At 46.0% G+C, this 20,527-nt stretch carries 11 protein-coding genes; 1 reads left to right on the plus strand and 10 read right to left on the minus strand.

Translation table 11 applies throughout. The features are described 5' to 3' along the window. Positions 1 to 486: 486 nt before the first annotated feature. From AAHF22_RS08355 to AAHF22_RS08400, 10 genes are all read right to left on the minus strand, one after another. Positions 487 to 2,148 (minus strand): SAM-dependent methyltransferase, encoded by a 1,662-nt coding sequence (locus AAHF22_RS08355; protein WP_347324538.1) that lies wholly within the window; start codon positions 2,146 to 2,148, stop codon positions 487 to 489. Positions 2,149 to 3,004: 856 nt separating this feature from the next. Beyond that, positions 3,005 to 6,205, minus strand: a complete 3,201-nt coding sequence (locus AAHF22_RS08360; protein ID WP_347324539.1) for a bifunctional cytochrome P450/NADPH--P450 reductase — start codon at positions 6,203 to 6,205, stop codon at positions 3,005 to 3,007. Positions 6,206 to 6,664: 459 nt separating this feature from the next. Beyond that, positions 6,665 to 7,168, minus strand: coding sequence for an RrF2 family transcriptional regulator (locus AAHF22_RS08365; RefSeq protein ID WP_347324540.1), 504 nt, complete (start codon positions 7,166 to 7,168; stop codon positions 6,665 to 6,667). A gap of 399 nt (positions 7,169 to 7,567) precedes the next feature. Further along, the gene (locus tag AAHF22_RS08370) at positions 7,568 to 8,926 is read right to left on the minus strand and encodes an SMI1/KNR4 family protein (RefSeq protein ID WP_347324541.1); all 1,359 of its coding nucleotides are present in this window, start codon (positions 8,924 to 8,926) and stop codon (positions 7,568 to 7,570) included. Between the two features lie 125 nt (positions 8,927 to 9,051). Beyond that, positions 9,052 to 10,173 (minus strand): hypothetical protein, encoded by a 1,122-nt coding sequence (locus AAHF22_RS08375; RefSeq protein WP_347324542.1) that lies wholly within the window; start codon positions 10,171 to 10,173, stop codon positions 9,052 to 9,054. Between the two features lie 32 nt (positions 10,174 to 10,205). Further along, positions 10,206 to 11,999 carry an ATP-binding cassette domain-containing protein gene (locus tag AAHF22_RS08380; RefSeq protein WP_347324543.1) on the minus strand — a complete coding sequence of 598 codons (1,794 nt, stop codon included), beginning with the start codon at positions 11,997 to 11,999 and terminating at the stop codon, positions 10,206 to 10,208. Between the two features lie 24 nt (positions 12,000 to 12,023). Beyond that, positions 12,024 to 13,865: an acyltransferase family protein gene (locus AAHF22_RS08385; protein ID WP_347324544.1), complete on the minus strand. Its 1,842-nt coding sequence runs from the start codon at positions 13,863 to 13,865 to the stop codon at positions 12,024 to 12,026. Positions 13,866 to 13,903: 38 nt separating this feature from the next. Then, positions 13,904 to 14,974, minus strand: coding sequence for a glycosyltransferase (locus AAHF22_RS08390; protein ID WP_347324545.1), 1,071 nt, complete (start codon positions 14,972 to 14,974; stop codon positions 13,904 to 13,906). Further along, positions 14,971 to 17,955 (minus strand): hypothetical protein, encoded by a 2,985-nt coding sequence (locus AAHF22_RS08395; RefSeq protein WP_347324546.1) that lies wholly within the window; start codon positions 17,953 to 17,955, stop codon positions 14,971 to 14,973. Before AAHF22_RS08395 ends, AAHF22_RS08390 begins: the two co-directional genes overlap by 4 nt. Before the next feature lie 108 nt (positions 17,956 to 18,063). After that, positions 18,064 to 18,753: a TetR/AcrR family transcriptional regulator gene (locus tag AAHF22_RS08400; protein WP_347324547.1), complete on the minus strand. Its 690-nt coding sequence runs from the start codon at positions 18,751 to 18,753 to the stop codon at positions 18,064 to 18,066. Between the two features lie 137 nt (positions 18,754 to 18,890). On the opposite strand from AAHF22_RS08400, the gene AAHF22_RS08405 reads away from it, so the two are divergent. After that, positions 18,891 to 20,243 carry an MATE family efflux transporter gene (locus AAHF22_RS08405; RefSeq protein ID WP_347324548.1) on the plus strand — a complete coding sequence of 451 codons (1,353 nt, stop codon included), beginning with the start codon at positions 18,891 to 18,893 and terminating at the stop codon, positions 20,241 to 20,243. Positions 20,244 to 20,527 lie beyond the last annotated feature (284 nt).

The following is a 20,527-nucleotide window of genomic DNA, read 5'->3' on the forward strand; positions in this document are numbered from 1 at the left end:
TGCTATATCTTACATACATATAAGATTGCGTCCATCTATAAAAATGATAAAAATAGAGCCTTTATATGCTAGTTTAGATTCAGTTTGTTAAATACTTTTGTACATGTACGTACAAGTTTGTAAAATGATCTATTTTCTTTTCTTAGTTTATGTTTATATCATCATCCGACTTCCCACGATAAAAAACCGCGCCCTGATCTGGATGCGGTTGTATTGGCATATTGCGACGTTATTACGCCATCACGTTATTACGTATTTCACTTTATTGTGCTATTACGTTATTTGATCGGCATAATATATAGTCATACGCTGTTCGGCTCATTGCTAGCGTCTTCTCTACTGCTAAATAAAATGAACAGCAACCAGGCTATAACCCTCTACTCTAGTATCAATCGTACCTTGTATCATTTATCTGCATAGAAAAAACACCGCATATATAATGCGGTGTTTTTCATAAGGATATTTTATTCGCACTTGCTATATGCTTTAGTCCAGTTCCCCTTCACGTAGTGCCTCCATTAACGCCTGCGCTTCCCCATGTTCCGGCTCTACCGCCAGCAACTGCTCCAGATACTCACCAGCCTGCTCCAATTCGCCAAGCTCCAGACAGCAGATCGCCAGACAATAAAACACTGTCGGTACCGTCTCTTCCTGCTCCTCCGCTACAGACTGCTGCAAATAATGTTTTGCCTGCTCATACTGTTCCATTTCGAACAGCAGCAGTCCAGTATCCAGTGCCAGATCATAGCGCTGCGCCATCACATAATGCGACGACCACATCCGCTCGATCCCGTGCAGCAGATCCAGATATTCCTCATCATTTGCTTCCGTCAGCAATTCCGACAGACGTTCCGTGCTCTGAATGAAAAATTCCGCATCATAATTGCCCAGTCGCCAGAACGCCAGCCACGGCGCCAGCTCCATCTCATCCAGTCGCTCATCGATCCAGCGTTTGAGGCTAAAAAATTCATCCGGCCCAAAACGGGCTGCCGAGCGATCATAAGCCATACGCAAACCGGAATAACGCCGCGGCTGCGCCACATTCAGCATACACCCTACATTGATACCGGTATAATGATGCGGCGGAAACAGCACCTCGGCTCCCTGCTCACCAAACACATAACCGATCGCATGATAATTAGCATTTAGTGAAAAGCCACCGCCCCCATGTAGCGTCAGCTCTGGCGGTTCCTCCAGTCGCCAACCATCCAGCAAATGCTCGCCTTTGTCCGCGGTGATGAGCACAAATCCTGCCTTCGACAGTCGATTCAGTCGCTGTAAGCAATCGATGCTCGCCCACGGTAACAGTACATACGCATCATCCAATTGCTGCCGATACAAGGTCAACAGATCGGCATAGCGATGATCCGCTTGCTCATATTCCGGTGCATGACGATACGTATATTCGATGCGAAGCTCGTTCAAACGATGGGAAGCCGAACGCGCGCGATCATCGATATCGGATGCTTGCTGTTCCGACTGCTGCTGGAATTGCGTCCCTATTTCCTTCGGATAGTCTGTACCCGTCTGCCCATCTGGCGCTACGGGAATGAGTTCAATATCCGCTTCATACACTTTGCCATCTTCCAGACGGATTAGCTCCTGTGGCAAACTATCGAAAAAGTAATTGGCAATCAGCACAATCGGCTCCTGCAACCGATCCGCCTGTAGCGTCTCGCCACTTACCGCTAGCTGTAACGCTGTATCCGCCATCGCATCAAAACGGGCCAAGTCAAGCACTCCCTGCGCCACATACGTTTGCAGCGCCGGATGCTGTTGCCATGCCGCCACACTGTCTGCCGCCAGATCGGTCATCACATAGCGAAAGGATGGTAATCCTTCCACTACTTCATCGCGCACACGGCAAAGCTCATGCAAAATATGACCTGCCAAACGCCCTGCCCCTGCACCGATTTCGACAATATAGATCGTTTCCCGTGCACCACCCTGTTGCTGGCGATCCAGTAAAAAAGCAACGATCATATCCGTATACGCCGCCGCAATCATCGGATTGCTTGTCACGTATTGCGGTATGCCGTCATTGCGCCATGCATCTAACCCTTCCTGCTCATAATATTCACGCAATAACTCCCAGATCGGAGCCTCGCTAAAACGATATCGTTTTCGATCGTTTGATAATTCAGTCATAGTTCATGTCCTGCTTTCTTGAAATAAGTCATTCTATCCTAATAGAAGTCACTTTGTACTAACAAACGTTGTTTAGACAGGGATCACTACCCTGCTCGCCTCTTCCCATCATACTACAACGTGTAGAGATGCCCTAACCAATTCAGTCTTTTTTCGGAAGATACCGAGGTAGAGCATAGAGAATTACAACTTAGAGAAGGGGGAGATAGGGAGGTGGGAAGTAGAGAGAAGGAAAGTAGAGAGAAGGAAAGTAGAAAAGTAGCAAAACAGGAGATAGAAGATAGAAAAAGTATCTACCAAGTAAGCAAGCGCGCCAATATATCGATTAGGAAGAGACTAATATAGAGAAAAGACGTCACTACGGAAAAGGCACAGTTATGGAAATTATATCTTTATAAAAAGAGGCAATTATAACAAACTACAACTACAGCATCGAGCAAACAGGTCAATTCTGCTCCCCAACTTTCAACGCTCGCTGGTTGAGTAGATTTAGCCAGACATCTAAACAACAAAACGGGCAACCCTTCGCATAGGGTCACCCGTTTTCGCTACTTGTATAAAGCTATCGTTCTTTTAAGCAGTTCTTTTAAGCAGTTCTTTTAAGCAGTTCTTTTAAAAAGTCCTTTTAAACGTTTCTTTTAGAGGTTTTTTTAAAAAGTTCTTTTATACATTTTTTAAAATATCTCTTTTTACACAGCCGTTCCCATATTCGCTCAAAAGGGCTTTTATAGGCTGTCCTGTTCATATGCTTTTATATGCTTTTATAGTCTTTTACATCCTATACTCTTTTATACCATTTTTATAAAATCATCTACATCACGACGCTGATCCATCCATGCTTACACGTCAGCTAACTTTATACACCCGCCCATACATCTTTCGCATAACGACCTTCCTGTTGTAGCGCATCAAGCCAGATCGCCGCCTCCTGCTCATTCTTGTGATAACGTGAGCGATAGGTGGTACGCAGCGCTTCTTCCACATCCGGCGCCATACGTGTGCCGTCTCCGCAAACGTACAGCATTCCGCAGCGCTCACACAGCACATCCATAATCTGTTCGGCATTTTGCGTCATCAGATGTTGAACATACGTTTTGCACTGCTCGGTTTCGCGTGAAAAGGCAGTATGCAGCGAAACGATGCCCTGTGCAGCATACTTCTCCAACTCGTCCCGATACAGGAAATCCGCCGCATTTCGGCAACCAAAATACAAATGCGCTTCGCCCAGCGTCTGTCCTTCTTGCTGCATAGCGGCTCTCGCCTGTAGGAATCCGCGGAACGGTGCCACACCAGTGCCCGGTCCTACCATAACGATAGGCACCTGTGGATCGTCCGGCAAGTGGAAGCCGGATTCTGGCGTGCGCACGAACACTGGAATTTGCTCCTGTGGGGCACGTTCGGCCAAATAGTTGGAAGCAATGCCTTTGTACATTCCTGTACCTGTGCGTGCAGGTGCATGCACAACAGCCACGGTAATGCTCACACGATCCCGTACCTGTTTCGGTGAACTGGAGATCGAATAATATCTCGGTTTGAGCGCTGGCAGCAGCTCCAGAAAACGCTCAAATGGCATTTCACACGCCATATATTTTTCCAGCAAATCCAGCATCGTTACACGCTTATACAAAATCTCCCCATAATATTGATCCTCCTGTAACAGCTGCTCCAGCTCTCTTTTATGTGGAGGACATACCGTATAGGCAGCCAATTCGCGTAGCTGTGCACGACTGGCTGGCTCCTGTAGCTCCACACTGGAAGCGAGCAGTTCCTGCAAGCGTACCGGACGATCCAGCGGCAGATGGCCTGCACTCAAGCCGCTTGCGGTCAGTACGACCTGATGGTTTTCTTGCAAACGGAAGCGTTGCAGTACACGCTGTACTAAGCCAGCAGGATTTTGCGGCAACACGCCCAGATGATCACCCTCATGATATTCGATATTGTCCGGAAGCTGTAGCTCGATATGACGTGTGCTGCGTCCGCTATCGGTATGCTGTAGTTCACGATTATCCAGCACGGTCGCATATACCGCTTCATATGAAGAAACAAGTGGTGCTCCGGCTACATTACTCACAAATTGCAAACTTAGCGCAGCACGTTCCTGCGCGGCATCCTCATTAAAGCGCAAACCAAACGCTTCAATCGCATCCGCCCACATCGTCTGCTTCCAGTCATCCAATTGCTTCTCAAAATCACCACTGGCATCGCCTTCACCACGAGCCGAGAAACGCACAGCACCCTTCTTCTCCATCTGCTCGTCGATATCACGTGGCACCTGCTGATACGTGCTTGCCCAGTTGCGATCCCCACAACCAAATACCGCGTACGTCACACCTTCCAGCTCGCCATCCTCTACATGGTCGAGCCATTGGAGGAACTGTAGGGCATTCGTCGTCGGCTTGCCGTTATAGGATGAAGCGACGATGAGCAGCGCACCGTCACGCGGCAGATCACCGACGCGATCGTTCAGGGCTGCTACCTCGCTTCGCACACCGTGCAGACTCGCCGTATCTGCCAGTGAGCGTGCAATCGATTCCGAGGTGCCCATATTGGAGCCGTATAACACAAGCAGTGGACGATCGTTCAGTCCGCTTAATGCACCAGCACGTTCCTGTGCTCCGCTCTGCTGCTTGCTTGCTTCCGCATCCATAGCTGTAGACTGGATCGCTCCTGCCAGTGCAGGCACATGACCGCTACGTAGCTTAGGACGGATAGTAAATTGATCTGGCTTGAGCGTGAGTGTCTGCTTGATAGTCAGCTCATATTCACCGTTAAAGGACAGGTCAAAATGCTTCAAAATCATTCCCATCACCAGTACCGCCTCATGCAGAGCAAACTGCATGCCGATACATGCACGCTGTCCGTTACCAAATGGCTTGTACGCATGGGCTGGAATTTTCGCCGGATCTGCAAAACGCTCTGGCTTAAACTCATCCACATCATCGCCCCATGCCTCTTTATCCCGATGCAGCTCCGGTAAAATCACACGAATCTCATCGCCTTGAGCCAGCGGATATTGACCACCGATTACGGTATCCTCTTTGGCGTATAGACCGAAGGCTGGAGCAGTCGGCCAGAGTCGCAATGATTCGTTCAGCACCATCCGTACATACGATAGCTGCAATACTTCCTGATAAGTTGGTACATCACCGCTAATGACGCGCTCCGCTTCGGCTCTCGCTTTCTCCAGTACAGACGGATTTTTCATCAGAAAATAGGTCGCAAATGAGAGCAGTCCACTTGTCGTCTCATGCCCGGCAATCAAAAACGTAATCATCTGATAGCGAATATTTTCATTATCCAGCGTCTCGCCGGTTTCGGGATCAGCCGCACCGAGCATACGTGCAAGCAGATCGGTTTCTCCCTGATCGCCCTGCTGCTGGCGGTCCGCAATAATCTTATCTACGAGTGAGAACATCGACTCGATATCTTCCTTGTACTGCTTGCGCTTGGCGACCATCAGCTTGCTTTGTAGTGGTGAACGCGTTGTAGCATGCATCGCTTCGTCCAGCGCACGCACCATACTCTGAATAAACGGATTCGCTTCCTCACGGTAAAAGCTATTAAATCGATAATTAAATCCGCACAATCCGATGGTATCCAGCGTTAGCCGGGTCATATCTTCCGGCACATTAATGGCTTCATCTGGATTCAAACGCGCCCACTTCTGCACTAGCTGTAGCGCAATATCGCTCATCATATCATGATAGCCCTTCATCGCCTGCTGGCTAAACGCAGGCATCAAAATGCTATGCGCTTTGCGCCAGTTCGGCTCGTCCGTCCGGCTTGTAAACAGTCCATCCCCAGCAAAATCACGTACTCGTTGCAGCGATCCATCGATACTTTTGTCAAAACGCTGCTCATCCTCAAGCTCTTTCATCAGCTCCTGTCCCGTCACAATAATAATGGAATGTCCACCTAGATGCTGGAATCGATAGATCGGTCCATACTCGCGAGCCAGCTCACTCAGAGAAAGAGTTGGCGTATCCCGGTCAAGCAGCGGGATGCTGCCCATTGGTCCAAAAGTTTTCGTTTGCGGAATTGATGTGTTTTTTGCCATGTTGTTCGTACCTCCCGATTGATGATAACAATGTGTGTCGATCTTGTTCGTTTCGGTGACGCAGCAATAAACGGCGGTGTGACAAAGCGGTGTGATCTATGAATCGTGAATAATGACGGGATTGCGATATCGTGTACAAAAGGTAGGCAATCGTCCGAGTCCAAACCCAATGAATAGCTATGCTCCATTCGTTTTGGACACGATATGGATACAGGCTTGATTAACATGAGTTATTCATGAGCCATTTGTCCAAATCCGTTCGTTACGTCCGTCCATATTTCGTATTTTGACTGAGATGAGTTTTGACTTTATATTTGCTTCCAATCATGAGCTGCGTTGTAGATCTGCCCGCACACGATTAAAATTAATAGTTAACTTAGGTTAGATACCAGGGCATTGATGCAAACTATTGTTGCCGGGGCATCCATCACTCCGGTAAAGAATACACGGATAAACGCGTCAGGACATGCGCAGTCCGGTATGGCTCAGCCATTCACGCAATGTTGTCGTATTCCAATTCAGCGTAGAATGATCATCGCCCATCGCTTCTGCCATCATGCTGGCCAGTGTGAAGCTGGAGAAATATTGCTTGAGCAGCGTATCTGCACCAGCAAATACATCGTTGAGCAGCTCCACGCCGCGCTCTACATAGGTGCCGTTTTGAAAAATATTGCTCATCAAGCCGCCATCTTCATACAGCGCCAGTTCTCCTTCCATCGCCTCGATAATATGCAGCAATGTAATATCCTCAGCAGCACGCCCGAGCGACAGTCCGCCGTTATTACCCGGGGTGGAGCGAACAATGCCTTGCAACACGAGCTTCCGTGTAATTTTGCGAAAATAGGAACGGGATACACCAAGAATATCGCTAGCCCGATCAGAGGATAGCGCAATGCCCGGCTTCTGCGTAGCAAGCAGCACCAGTACACAGATCGCCTGCTCCAGGCTCGGATTAAATTTCAAACTACCAACCTCCTTATTTAACCTGCCGCTGGATCGAACACATGAATGATATTTCAATTCCATCCGCAGCTTTGTATACTGTTCAAACTGGATAACATGTATCCACAATGAATGTTGTAGTTCTATTGTAAATCTCTTCCACGGCGAATTTCAAGTTTACGCTCCAGTAACCCGATATGATAAAGAGCACGTAAAAAAGCCTTTCTCTGCTAACATAGAGAACGGCTTTTTACGATGCCAGCTTATTTTACCGCCTGCATGCTAACACTCTCGTTCATATGAATGTTTCGGTATTTTCTACCGATTTGCTACGATTTTATATAGATTTCTATTTCTTGGAATGTACGCGGCGATATGGAATATATACTTTATTATTCACTATTTATCGTTCATTATTTATTATTCATCGTTTCCTTCAAAATAATCTTCCGGCAACCCAAGCTGCTGCAATGCCTCTATAAACTTTAACCGAAATGCCGGATGATTCCGGTACTCTGGCCACATGGTTGCATAATAGGGCAGCAGGCGTTCATGCGGAAGGATGCCCCAGTACATTATCATTTGATGGCGCATATCAGGCGACGCATCAGCCAATAGCTGCTCGATTAACCCCACATCGGCAAGCTTATCCGTACAATCCCGCGTCGCATACAGCGCTGCTAGTTGTATCTCTTCATCCGAGCTGCGTAACACATGCTCATAGTGTCGCAACGTAACCCCAGGCTGTTCATGCAAAATATATCCGGCAAAACGCAGTGCCTCCGCCTGCTCGATTCGATCCAGCTGCTTCACTACGATCGGTGCAAACTCCGCCGTATTCCACCGCTCACGCGAATGATGCACGATCTGTAGCCCTTGCAATAGATGATCTGCATAGTCAGACGTTAGCAGTTGTATGACATACGGCTTGCCTTGCTCCGGCGTACTTTTGCAAATTAAGCGAATCGCGATTAAACGATGTTCATGTGTCACGGTATGCTGCCCGACCGTGTCATTTTCCACTAGCTGATGCAGTAATGCCAATCCTTCCGAGGATAGCTGCTTAAACTTAAATAGCGCGTTAAGCGCATCCGTTTGTATATCCGAATCAGCAGCATGAGTATACGTATGTAACAGTGTCTGTTCATCCCCTGGCATACGGCTGCCAAACCACGCTCGATCATAGTCCAGCCGAATTTCATCCAACCAGCGTTCATACCAGTCGAGAAACGTCAGATCATACACGAAGAAAAAGGGCGCATCTTCATAAAAATCATTCGTATATACGACTCTGCCACGGTACTCTCCATCCAGTACAAGGTACATATCATAGTCGCAACCCTGTGTACCGATGCATAACATGCCGCCAAGTATTTGAGATTCCGTAAACTCATACTGTTCATCTGAAATATCTTCATCCCAAATAAGCGGTGCAATCACCTGATTCCATTCTGCCTTCGGCATACGCGGACGAAGAATTGCAGGTAACGATAGCGCTGGCGGCTCCGTATAGGAAGTCGCTGTTGATAACGAGTACACGCCATAATACGGACCTGCACCACCGTTACCGATCGTCAGTAGAAATTCGGCATACGGCTCAGGCAAGATGATTTTGTGCTCTCGCTGCCACTGCTCTAGCTCTGCCTTCGAGAGAACGGGATTCATGGCATAGCGATGCGAGCTGGAGCCAAATTCAGTGAATTCGGTATCTTTCGCCTTTACCTGTTCCAGCTTATGCTGAATAGCTGCGAGTTGTGCTTGCAGATCAGTCCTATGCATAACGATTGCTCCTTTCTCAAACAGCTTTATCCCTACGAGGCTAGAGCTGCACATTGTTTGTTAGCGTAGTAGATGTGCATCATACGGTTATTGAGGAACATATTCCAGTGTAGCGTATGCACGTCTTAGCGATAATCGGTAACAGCTAGATGAAGCACGTCTACCAGCGGTGCCTCAGGAAAATGATCATCCCAGCATTCAATGACTAACTGTTGTAAAACAATCGGCAGTCGATCATACGCTGCTTTTATATCCTTGATCGTAGTAGAGTCAGGAAAAGATATATTATCCTCCGTTGGCTCGGATAATTCATACGTAAAGCTGATATTGAATTTCGCCTTCAGCCATGCCAGATCAGCTTGAGCCAGCTGCAAAAAATCTTTTTTGTACGTATAGGCAATGTCGAACTTAGGCCCACGAATCGCCAGCAACGGATCGATATCCTGTCGTGTACGTAATTCATTTTTGCGATTACACAAAATAATCGGACACTTCTCATTAATGAATGCTATAAATCTTGCTGCCATGAACGACATACTTTCATTCGCTTTTTTAATATCAAAAGATAGTATATCTTCTTCCGCATAACCGAGCTGCTGTAGAAAATATCCAACCGGACCATACACAGATTGCACAGCATCATCAAAAGAATATACCGTCAGTGCTTTTTTACCAAATACACGCATCAAATTACCAATTCGCTGCTGAAAAAGCTGTGGAATAATCGCTCGCATTTTCACATCCAAAATCGTCTGTAAATGTTGCCCCGACTTTAATCGTTGCTGGGTAGCGCTGATCAGCCACGGAACAGGATGTCGCACACACACAATCACCCGGATCGGCACACGGTAACCAGTTATGTTTTGTAAAAAAAGACGGAAGCTACGTAGCTCACGATACGTTAATAGCGAAATATTTTCACCCGATAGCACGAGCCGTGTTGGGGTAGAGGTTGCGATTTCCTGTTGTAACACTCGCATAAAGTGCTGACGGGTATGCTCTATCTCCTGACGACTCCGCTCCTCTACGATATTTTCAAAATAAGACGGGTCTCTTTTGAATAGGCTAAATATCGGTATAGAGTGATTGGAGGGCCAGCATGTCGGATAAAGAAGGTCACGCTGCTTGAGCTGATCAGCATGAGCAAACAACGTTTCTTGAATACTGGTCGTCCCCGTTTTGTGCATGCCTGCATGAATGATAATTTCCTGAATAGCTCTTGTGCGCCGTCTTCGTATTCCAAACATATCGTCGCTCCCTCCTTTCTGAACGGTAGAACTTAATTCCAATCAAACTGTGCTCCAATACATGCAAATAAGCGACGATTAGGTTCTTCATAATAATCCTTTAACCATGCAAGCGTATCCGCTGGTATCGATTGCTCATAATCGCCCTCATTTAGTAGCACATACTGCTCTGGCTCCCATAGCGGCATGTCGAGAAAATTCAGCACCTTCTCGTAATTGTGTGCGGGTTGCTGAAAGCCATACTCACTATGCAAGACCAGAATCTGATCTCTCGGGAAATGTCGATACCATCGTTCTAGCTGCTCCACATACAATCCACGCTTTACATACGAATAAACGGCACAATTGGAACTGTTAAAACGGGGATCGCGTTCCATACGCGCATAATCTTCCTCGATTCGTGAGCGCTCTGCCTGGATCGCCTCGGCAAAGGATAGCGGCTCTAATCCACGCCGCACCATCATCTGATAATGAGAATAGGCACGATCTATAGGATTGCGTAACATGACGATCAGCTTCACATCAGGAAGCCATTCACGTACTCGTGCAGGCACCTGCGGATGAAAAAGATAATAAGGGCTTGCCTCACCTGTCATATGACCGGCAGGCAAATCAGGTGGAAAGTTCTTTTTATACCAGTCAAACCCATGCTGATACTGGTCATCGAAGAAATGAATCTCTTTGACAGCGGCAGCGTGAATATCAGGGTGCTGTACCAGATCATGATACAGTGAAGTTGTGCCGCCCTTTTGCGTACCGATAATCAGAAAGGACGGCTCGGTGCTGGTGTTATTGTATAGCTTGGTGCGATCCGATTTCACCCACTCCACTTTACGTTTATTCACAAAATGAACATGCTCCACTACGCTGTTCATATCTGTGCCCGGCGGAGCAATTTCCAGACATCGAACGGCATCCGCAGCCGCTTCTTCCTGCATACCCAGCTCCAAATAAACCGATGATCGCAAAATTTTGACCGAAAACTCGTTATACCCTTTATCCAGTGACTGATTAAAAAACGCTAATGCCTGCTTGAATTCTTGCTGCTGCTGACTACGACTGCCCATACGATAATAATATTCAGCCAAATAATCATGCGCTGCTTCGCTTTGCTCGTACGCCTTCAATACGTCACGTGTTGGGCCACTCAGCTTAATTCTACCGCCCTCCAGCCAGATCGCTTCATCACAAATCATTTTCGCCTGCTCACCTGCATGACTAACAAACAAAATGGTCGTGCCTGCACTTTTTAATCGAAGAATCGCATTAATGCATTTTTTCCGAAATTCATGATCCCCTACAGCTAGCACTTCATCGATAAGCAAAATATCTGGCTCCATATGAATAGCAACCGCGAAGCCAAGTCGCATATACATTCCAGTGGAATAGCTACGTACCGGTTGATCGATATCCTCGCCCAGCTCAGAAAAGTCAATGATGCTCTGAATCTTCTTCTGAATTTCGCGACGTGTTAAACCGAGTGCAGAACCATTAAAATAAATATTTTCTCTACCTGTAAAATCAACATGGAAACCGGCTCCAAGCTCTAGCAATGTAGCCACTTTACCATTCACTTTGACCGTACCAGATGTTGGATACAGAATGCGGCTGATTAGCTTGAGCAGCGTGCTTTTTCCAGAACCATTTTTGCCAAGCAGCGCGAGACTGGTACCCTGAGGAAGACTTAAATCGATATCGTGCAGCACCCATTTGTCGTTAGCTTCTTCCGTGCCCGGAGTCAAAAACAGCTCTTTGATCGTATTACGCTGTCCGCCTCGCTTGCTGAATTTTTTGGATACATCGTGCAGCTCAATTGCATTCATCATACGTATGCTCCTTTATTACGATCGTCATACCTCTTCAGCTACATTTTTTTGCAGTAAAGCAAATACGACAAATACGATTACATTTACGCCGCATACAATTAAAAATATAGGCCATAGCAAGTCAATCTGCGGCCATTGTCCGTAGAGGAACATCTCCCGATAGGCCTGCACAATTGTGGTCATTGGATTGTATTCAAACAACCAGCGATACGCGGCTGGAATAAAGGATAAGGGAAACAAAATAGGGGTAAGATAAAAACCAACAAGCATCATCACACCTAAAATATGCTCCAGATCGCGGAAATACACCGTTGCTAAAGAAGCTACCATAACAATAGGTAAAATGAGCAATGTCTGTAGGATCAGCACGACCGGAAAGCTTATCAACGCTGGCGTCAGCGAAATGCCATCCAGCCATAAAGCCGGAATAAGAATCATAAGGGTGAATAAATAGTTGATCAAATTACTGCCTACTACAGACAATGGAATAATGGCTCGTGGAAAATATAGCTTTTTCATCAAATCTGCATGATGGATCATGCTCCTGGACCCTCCGGTAATCGACTGTGAGAAAAAATTCCAGGGCAACAAGCCAATTAGAATAAACAATGGGAAATGAGGAATATTCGCTTTCATAATAAACGAAAATACCGCTGTATAGATGCATAGCATCAATAGCGGATTCATAAATGTCCATAAAAATCCGAGCATGGACCCTTTATATCGTGTACGTAAGTCCTTTAAAATCATATTACGCAGCATTTCACGGTATCGATAAATCTCGACTGGAGAGGGAAGTGAATCCTTTTCCTGCCATAGTCGAATAACTAGCTTGCCGCTTTCCTGCAAGGTGATACATAGGCCGCACCAGATACGATCCAGTAAAAATGAACCTACTCCAACCAGCACGACTACAATCGGGATATATGCAAATGGATTTTCATGAATGAGATCCCAGGGACGATATTGATACAGCCATTCCAGCACCCATACATGACTTAAATACATAGGAAATACAGCAGCGCCAAGCATCGATAACAAACGTGAACTGACCGTATGTGCATTCATCAAACGCTTTACTGCGATAAACACAGCAATAGCCATAAGCAGTACGAGTAAGGAAGTATAACTATACACATCGAACTTCATCCGTATCGTTGTGGCTGGAATGGTGCTGCTCCATATGACGATGATGACACAAGCAAGCAAGCCGCCTCCATATAGCAACCACTCTGTCCTTTTGCTGCAATGCATTAGCGACAATCCATAACCGATCCATACATATCCTATATAGGCTGGTAAGCTAAACATGTCCAGCACAAAGCCCGTAGGATGCCAGCTTCCAAATAAAAACGATAATATATTGGATACAACGAACCCTGCTATGCCAATACGTAGTAAAGCATGTGGCGTCATTCTTGCTGTCATCTGCCTGAACAGGGGGACGCATAGCCATAAAATGAACATCATATACACGTACCATAGGTGATAATGGAGTGTGCCTTTGCCTAAACCTGTTAACCAGTCTGTCCAGCGGAATGCTTGTGAAGCATGGCGTAGATCCCATACGGTATACACGATGCTCCAGAGTAAAAACAACGGCACAGCAGCCCTGCCGGTTTGCCAGTAAAAAGCCCATGCCGACTGCCTGGGCGTTGAATACAGCCATACTGCTCCGCTCACCATCGTCAATACAGGAATGCTCCAGCGAAAGATGACATTCATACTATTGGCGATCCACCAAAAATGAATGTTTTCGATCTGATTTTGAATATCAACCACGGGTGCCGTTAGATGGATCAGTACGATGCCAACGATCGCCATAATCCCAAGCAAATCCGCATAAGCCCATCTTGTTTTCGTCATATGCTGCTCCTAATTTTCATGTCCATTGCCTGGTATGATTAGCGATTCACGAGACGCTTGAGCAGCTTTTTGCCCTGTTTGATTACATTGCCGGCAATCTGCTCCACACTAATATACCGTTTGAAATAATCGTTACTGAGTGCAAACGGATTTTCTACCCGATACGGCATCTCCGGTGTATCTCGATAGATCAGACGAGACTCCCGCTCAATTCGCTCGCCACTCATATAAAAATCATAAGACCAATCTGTATGGCCAAGCTTGGACTGATCAGCATGTTCCAGCTCATGTACATATTCGTCTCGTAACGTATACACAGCGTTACTACGATCAGGCACATACTTATTAATCATCCCTTCATTGGCACCTGAATCAAAGCCGGAATAATGGAAAAAACGTAACGGTTGACCGTTCACCGTCCATTCAGAATTCAGCTCAAGCTTGCGCTTGGATAGATTCCACGGTGCCACATTATAGCCTGGATGTTTGAAAATATGTACATCAAAGTAGCATGGTGCTAGATCTATCCATTTTTGATCGGTAAAAATACCTCGCGGAATATCATCATAGCAAAACATTTCCAGTCGACTTGCCCACCAATCCGCAAATCGCAACGACTCCTCTGAACGGGCAAGCGCCAGAAAGCCCAGATTAAACACGCCATGCTGTAATGCACTCAGTTCATTATCCATCACAGCATCCATAATATCTTCAGGATGACACAGATGAGGGGTTAATACGATAGCATGCTCATTTAATGCATCATTTAGCTCATGCATCTGGCCATACACCTTAATATCAGGGTCCAAATAAACAAAGCGATGTTCATCAGGATAATGCTGAAACAGATAGCGAAAAAGCTGTCCTTTGATAGCGGTTGACGCTTCCACGATCGCATGCTTAAAAATAAATTTATCAAATTGCTCAAAGCCAAGATCTTTGCCTAGCACAATATCATCAAAATAAGAGCAGTTCTGAGCGGCGGGATGAATATTTCGCTCCAGTAAGCACAAAATAAAGCGGACTTCTGGATTCGTCTCTTTTATGGATCGAGCCAATACGATAGCTTTCGGCAAATAATTGGCGCATATCGATGTCGTAATGATCATGAACGAACCTCTCTTTCATCAGTCGGCAGATGATTATATGTGAGTGTATAGCGTGCTCGTTCGCCTGCTACATACGCTCTAACATAGTCAGAATCCAATAAAAAAGCTTTCAGCTCCTGCTCGTCACTGAACACTTTGCCAATCTCAGGATGGGCATCGATCGTCGCGGCAATATTGCCGCTAATCGGCGATGTTAACACAGGAATTCCCGCTGCTATTGCCTCCTGTAACGTATAAGAATAACTCTCTGGCACGATGGACCATAATACAACGAGATCAATGTCCTGCGTAATCAATAGATTGGAGGCTCCCATCGTTCCTTCACGAAGAAAGGAATACCGATGGTGAATCACTTGATTGGAGTAATGTTCTTGCGAGCCGATATGATGAAATTCATATAAGCGACTCAGCGCATCATCCTGGTACAATCGCTCCCATGTTGACCAGCCTTTGTTATCCATACGATATCCCAAATAGGCAAGCCTGATTTTTCGATGGTCTGGCTTGGGCTTCGTCACAACCTTCTGATTGTCAAAAATAAGATGTTCTTGCACAAGCAGCTTGCTCTGCATCTCTGGATAAACCGCGATCACCGTCTCTCGAACAAATTCAGAAGGCACGATCACCCGGTCAACTTGCAGAAGTGTAGGTTCTAAAGCTTGTCTCCACTCCTTTAACACCGTGCCGTGTATGCAGCTTTGACAGATCGATGCTGACTGGCCAGCCGTAGCAATAATATCAGGTATACAGGTATAGCGTTCCTGTACTTTCTGAACATTATGACTGATTCGTGACTCATACATCATATGGTAGCTGGAACAAACGGCAAAAAAGTCGTGCATAAAAAAAGTGTGGGGCAGCAGTACATCCGTCTCTACTTGTTGCAGCAACATTCGATAATCTCGGTTTTGCCAGTTCAGTAAATGATGCGTATACATATGAACTAGACGTGGATGAATGCTGGAAAGCCACGCTGCAATCTCACGTATGGAATAAAAGCCGCGGAATTGATTACCTACAACAACGCCATAATACGTATCTTCCTTCATGTCCAAAAACAAATATCGCTGACCTGGATAAATCTGAATAATACCGATATTGCTTTCAGAAAGATGAGATACCTGCTCATGAATGTACTTTTCAGTGCCGCCCATCGACTCTAAATAATTCGTATGGGAAAACATTAACGCATACTGTTTATACGGCAGCCTGTCATTTAGACTGGCAGAATGAGCATGACGTTCTCGGCGGATCGTATATCCTTGTAATAGACGTTTAGCCCATCGTCTGCAACGCTTTCTGGTGTTACGCTCCACTTCTCTTATTATGCGCAGCGGCAATGTGATTTTCCATGACAATGAGTCGGCATACAGGGATGCTTCTTTTTTATATTTGTCAATTTCCAGCTTTTTTTGCCTTAACAGAAGATTGTACTCGTTATGAAGTTGCTGCTCTTGCTTCTCCAGTTCCAGCTGGAGGCGAGTGGTCTCTACCTGTTCTGTCTGAAGCTCCAGACTAACTGCCTGCAATCGTTCTTCCCTGCGTCTTCCTTCTTCACAGAGCAGCTCCAATATTTCGATCTGCTGTTCAATATGTGCAGCCGCCTGTTCGATCATTTCTTCTTGCTGCGCATGTAAAGCTAATAAAGCCGCCTGTTGTGCATCCGCATCCTGTAGACGATGAGTGAGCATCGTCTCCTTCGCCTGAAACGCACGAATCATGCCATCATTCAATTCAAACGAATACAGCAATTCCAGGCGTAAACGAACTTTCCCTTCACATGCAGGCAGATTGTGAATAACGATATACGATTTTTCGTCTGTCGTAATGCCTGAAATTGAATCGCCATGTGTAGTCGCATTTGAAAAAGCTAAAAAATGAACACCCTTTACCGGGTAATGCAAAAGATTAATATCGTGGTCACCGTTCAGCAGGGATAGACCAGACAGCTTAATGTAAGCCGGCTGCGCAAAGAAATCGATCCGTAGCGCCGATCCAGGCGATTCTGGAAATTCCACGATATGCACACTTTTCTTTTTGACAGGATGAACAGATATATATGTTGAGCGATCTTCACCAAATGGCGCGTCAGCTTCAGCCCAATAGATGCGAATGCGATGCGATTGTGGATGATACAGTAATCTTTGAGCCTGCAATAGCTGCTCATATGCTTGCTGTATACGGCGATGCAACATGTTGCCCTGTACAGGCTCGGACTCCTGCTCAGCGATTAAAGCTAATTCATAGGTATGCCTGACTGCGGATGGAATCGAGACATCATCCCAGACATCCTGAACGGAGCGACGACTATGTCGCAAAGAAGGCTTGGATAGCAGACTAATTTGGGCTTCATCCGCCGATGTGTATGGAATATTCAGAAATGCACTAATTTTGCGTCCCGTTTCTACAGGTTGTTCAATGAGTTGATCGTAATCAATGAGGATACGTGGACGAAGATATGTATCATGCAGGCAGGATAGCATGTATAAATGATACATAGCCAAAGATTTATCGTAGTCAAATTGATCTCGCTTATACAGGGAGTCTGCTACATTAAGCGGATTACGCAAACTCATCACATAACGTACATCAATCTGTAATTCATCCAGAACAGACTGCCACAAAGGTAATAACAGGGAGGCTCGAGGATCTTTAAATCCCCATAATGACAAATGAGCAAAGTCTCTTGTGATCACCTGAATGAGTCGTTGTCGAAATGGCTGCACCTCTTCAGTGAGCCACCATTCGTAAGGCAGTGGCTGCGTTGTATCCCATGAAGAAGATAACGTTCGCAGCAGTTCATCATGAATGGTTACTATTTCTGCATGTTCCCAAAAGCCTTCTGGATTATCTTCACGAGGAGCAACCATCTGCTCCTCTTTACCAAAATGAACGCCTAGAGCACGAATCACCCCGGCCAACAGCGATGTTCCACTACGATGCATTCCGATAACAATGACTGCCGCAGGTTGGAGTGACATGAATTACACCTCTTCAAAAGAATATGCGTGCATGGAGATACTTTACTCTGTTTTATCATAATCTATTCCTTCTGATCCTACTATATTCTGTGAAAAAAAGGCTAGACATCATTCATCTTCTTTTTGTTTCTCCGCAATAATCTGCTCAATCCCTAACAAAATGACACGCAGCCCAAACTCAAAGGCGCGATCTGATCCCATCAACTCAAATAGCTGCTGCGTATACATTCGGCGAAACAATCCGGTATCTTCATCGCTCATCGTATCCATAATGCCAAGCATCTCGTGATCCAGCTCTGCATGCCGCTGCTCCGAAATCGTCTCTACATTGCGCTCCTGCTGATAATGATCCAGCACGAAAAACAGCACAAAGTTCGACAGTGTCGTTATCGCCTGCATCTGTTCATCCGGCTCCAGTGGCGTATCCTCCACACAACGCAGCATGTAGTTGGTGAACCGGATCATATCTTGCTCGAATGGCATCGTCATCATCATCATTTGAGTGGAACACGGATACTGACTAAGCACACGGCGCATCGTTACCGCTAGCTCAGTCGAACGTTCCTTCCAATCGCCCTGACTGTGACACTGGTCGACGATGAGTTTGGACACCTGATTAGCAAGTCCCTGATATAAATGTTGCTTGCTTTTAAAATGCCAGTATAACGATGGTGCCTGAATGCCTAATCGATCGGCAAGCCTTCGCATGCTGAGCTTTTCGATACCATCTTCGCCCAGCAATTCCCACGATGCTTCCAAAATTTTATCCTCTGAAATTTGAGGCTGTTGTTTTTTCATCTCGTTTCATCCTTCAATTCGCATTTATCTAACACTGTAAGTTTATGCTTTACTTTTGATTATCCCCATGATACCATCTAACACTGTAAGGCACAAACTAACAGTGTTAGATAAACTTCACAGAAAGCAGTGATCCTATGGATACCGAAAACCTGCACTATTTTGAAAAAGCTCCGATTGCTAAAGCCGTTGCACACTTTGCCGTTCCGATGATGCTGGGCACGTCGATGAGTGTTATTTATTCCATTTTGAACGCATATTTTCTCGGCACGCTTCACAATACGTCGATGCTGACTGCACTGGCGCTGATATTGCCATTGTTCGCGATCATTATGGCGCTCGGCAATCTGATCGGCATGGGCAGTGGTACGTTTATCTCGCGTCTGCTCGGCGAGAAGAGATATGACGATGCAAAGCATGTATCCTCGTTTGCCTTTTATAGCAGCCTGTTGCTTGGTGTACTCGTGATTGCAGTCGGCTTGCCGTTGATCGATTGGATCGTTGGTAGTCTTGGTGCAACGACAGACTCATTTGCCTATACGAAAGATTATGTAACAGTCATGTTGCTTGGATCACCGGTTGTCGTTTTATTTTTCACATTGGAAAATATCGTACGTTCCGAAGGATCGGCGATCACGTCGATGGTCGGTATGATCTTGAGTGTAGTCGTTAATATCCTACTGGATGCGCTGGCGATTTTCGTTTTGCACTGGGGCGTCATCGGTGTAGCCACAGCTACCGTTGGTTCTAATCTGGTCGCCTGTGCCTTTTATACGCATCATCTGGGGCTGAAAAGCTTGTTTCTCACCGTCTCGATGCGCTGGTTCAAAATAAGCAAAGAAATCCTGAGCAATGTGTTCAAAATCGGCGCGCCCGTATTTGTGATGAGCGTCTTTCTTGGCGCGATGTCACTTATTTTCAACTATTTTCTGATTGAATATGGGGATAGCGCGGTAGCGGCGTATGGTATTTCGTCACGGCTGATGCAATTTCCGGAATTTGTGTTGATGGGGCTGTGCGAAGGGGTCGTGCCATTGATCGCCTTCTCGTTTACAGCGAACAGATTGCGCATGAAGCAAACGATTGGATTTACGATCAAGACGATCGTAGCGCTGGCGGTCGTATTTGGCATGATTGTGTATGTTGTATCCGATCATCTGATCAGCCTGTTTACTAATGATCCACAGCTGATTATGATGGGCAGTTATATTTTACATGTGACGTTTCTGTCGCTGTTCATTACCGGAGTGACAACGCTGGTGATCGGTATTTTCCAGGCAACCGGGCAGGGGACAGCGGCGATGATTATGTCGGTTATTCAAGGGGTGACGCTGATTCCGGTGCTGTTTGTGGCGAATCAGTTGAATGGATTCCACGGGGTCATCTGGTCGCTGGTCATTGCGGATGCGGTAGCGTTCCTTGTAGGAATAGGGTTGTTGTATGGGTTGCGGCATCGGTTGCAGCCGGATATGGAAAGTTTGGTGCATTAATTGACAGATGTAAATGGATAGATGGAGTGATCTATGGAGTGTATGAAGCGGCGTAGCTATGACGTCAAAAAAGTCCAACCGCATTAGGCTGGCTGGTTGGGAGTCGATGAACGGGGATTTAAAAGTAGATCGGTCAAAAAAGCAAAGTATACCCTTCACTATTCATTATTCATTATTCATTATTCATTATTCATTATTCATTATTCATTATTCATTATTCATGCCTGATTTTCGGCGATGGGGAAGAGCGAAAGCAACTACAATAAGCGTAGATTTCAAGCCTA

Source organism: Paenibacillus wenxiniae, from assembly GCF_039822605.1.
GTDB lineage: Bacteria > Bacillota > Bacilli > Paenibacillales > Paenibacillaceae > Saccharibacillus > Saccharibacillus wenxiniae.

What these genes read in the sequence shown, in the direction of transcription:
- AAHF22_RS08355 (WP_347324538.1), bottom strand. Translation starts at nt 2,148, where the DNA reads ATGACTGAATTATCAAACGATCGAAAACGATATCGTTTTAGCGAGGCT.
- AAHF22_RS08360 (WP_347324539.1), bottom strand. Translation starts at nt 6,205, where the DNA reads ATGGCAAAAAACACATCAATTCCGCAAACGAAAACTTTTGGACCAATG.
- AAHF22_RS08370 (WP_347324541.1), bottom strand. Translation starts at nt 8,926, where the DNA reads ATGCATAGGACTGATCTGCAAGCACAACTCGCAGCTATTCAGCATAAG.
- AAHF22_RS08375 (WP_347324542.1), bottom strand. Translation starts at nt 10,173, where the DNA reads ATGTTTGGAATACGAAGACGGCGCACAAGAGCTATTCAGGAAATTATC.
- AAHF22_RS08380 (WP_347324543.1), bottom strand. Translation starts at nt 11,999, where the DNA reads ATGATGAATGCAATTGAGCTGCACGATGTATCCAAAAAATTCAGCAAG.
- AAHF22_RS08385 (WP_347324544.1), bottom strand. Translation starts at nt 13,865, where the DNA reads ATGACGAAAACAAGATGGGCTTATGCGGATTTGCTTGGGATTATGGCG.
- AAHF22_RS08390 (WP_347324545.1), bottom strand. Translation starts at nt 14,974, where the DNA reads ATGATCATTACGACATCGATATGCGCCAATTATTTGCCGAAAGCTATC.
- AAHF22_RS08395 (WP_347324546.1), bottom strand. Translation starts at nt 17,955, where the DNA reads ATGTCACTCCAACCTGCGGCAGTCATTGTTATCGGAATGCATCGTAGT.
- AAHF22_RS08400 (WP_347324547.1), bottom strand. Translation starts at nt 18,753, where the DNA reads ATGAAAAAACAACAGCCTCAAATTTCAGAGGATAAAATTTTGGAAGCA.
- AAHF22_RS08405 (WP_347324548.1), top strand. Translation starts at nt 18,891, where the DNA reads ATGGATACCGAAAACCTGCACTATTTTGAAAAAGCTCCGATTGCTAAA.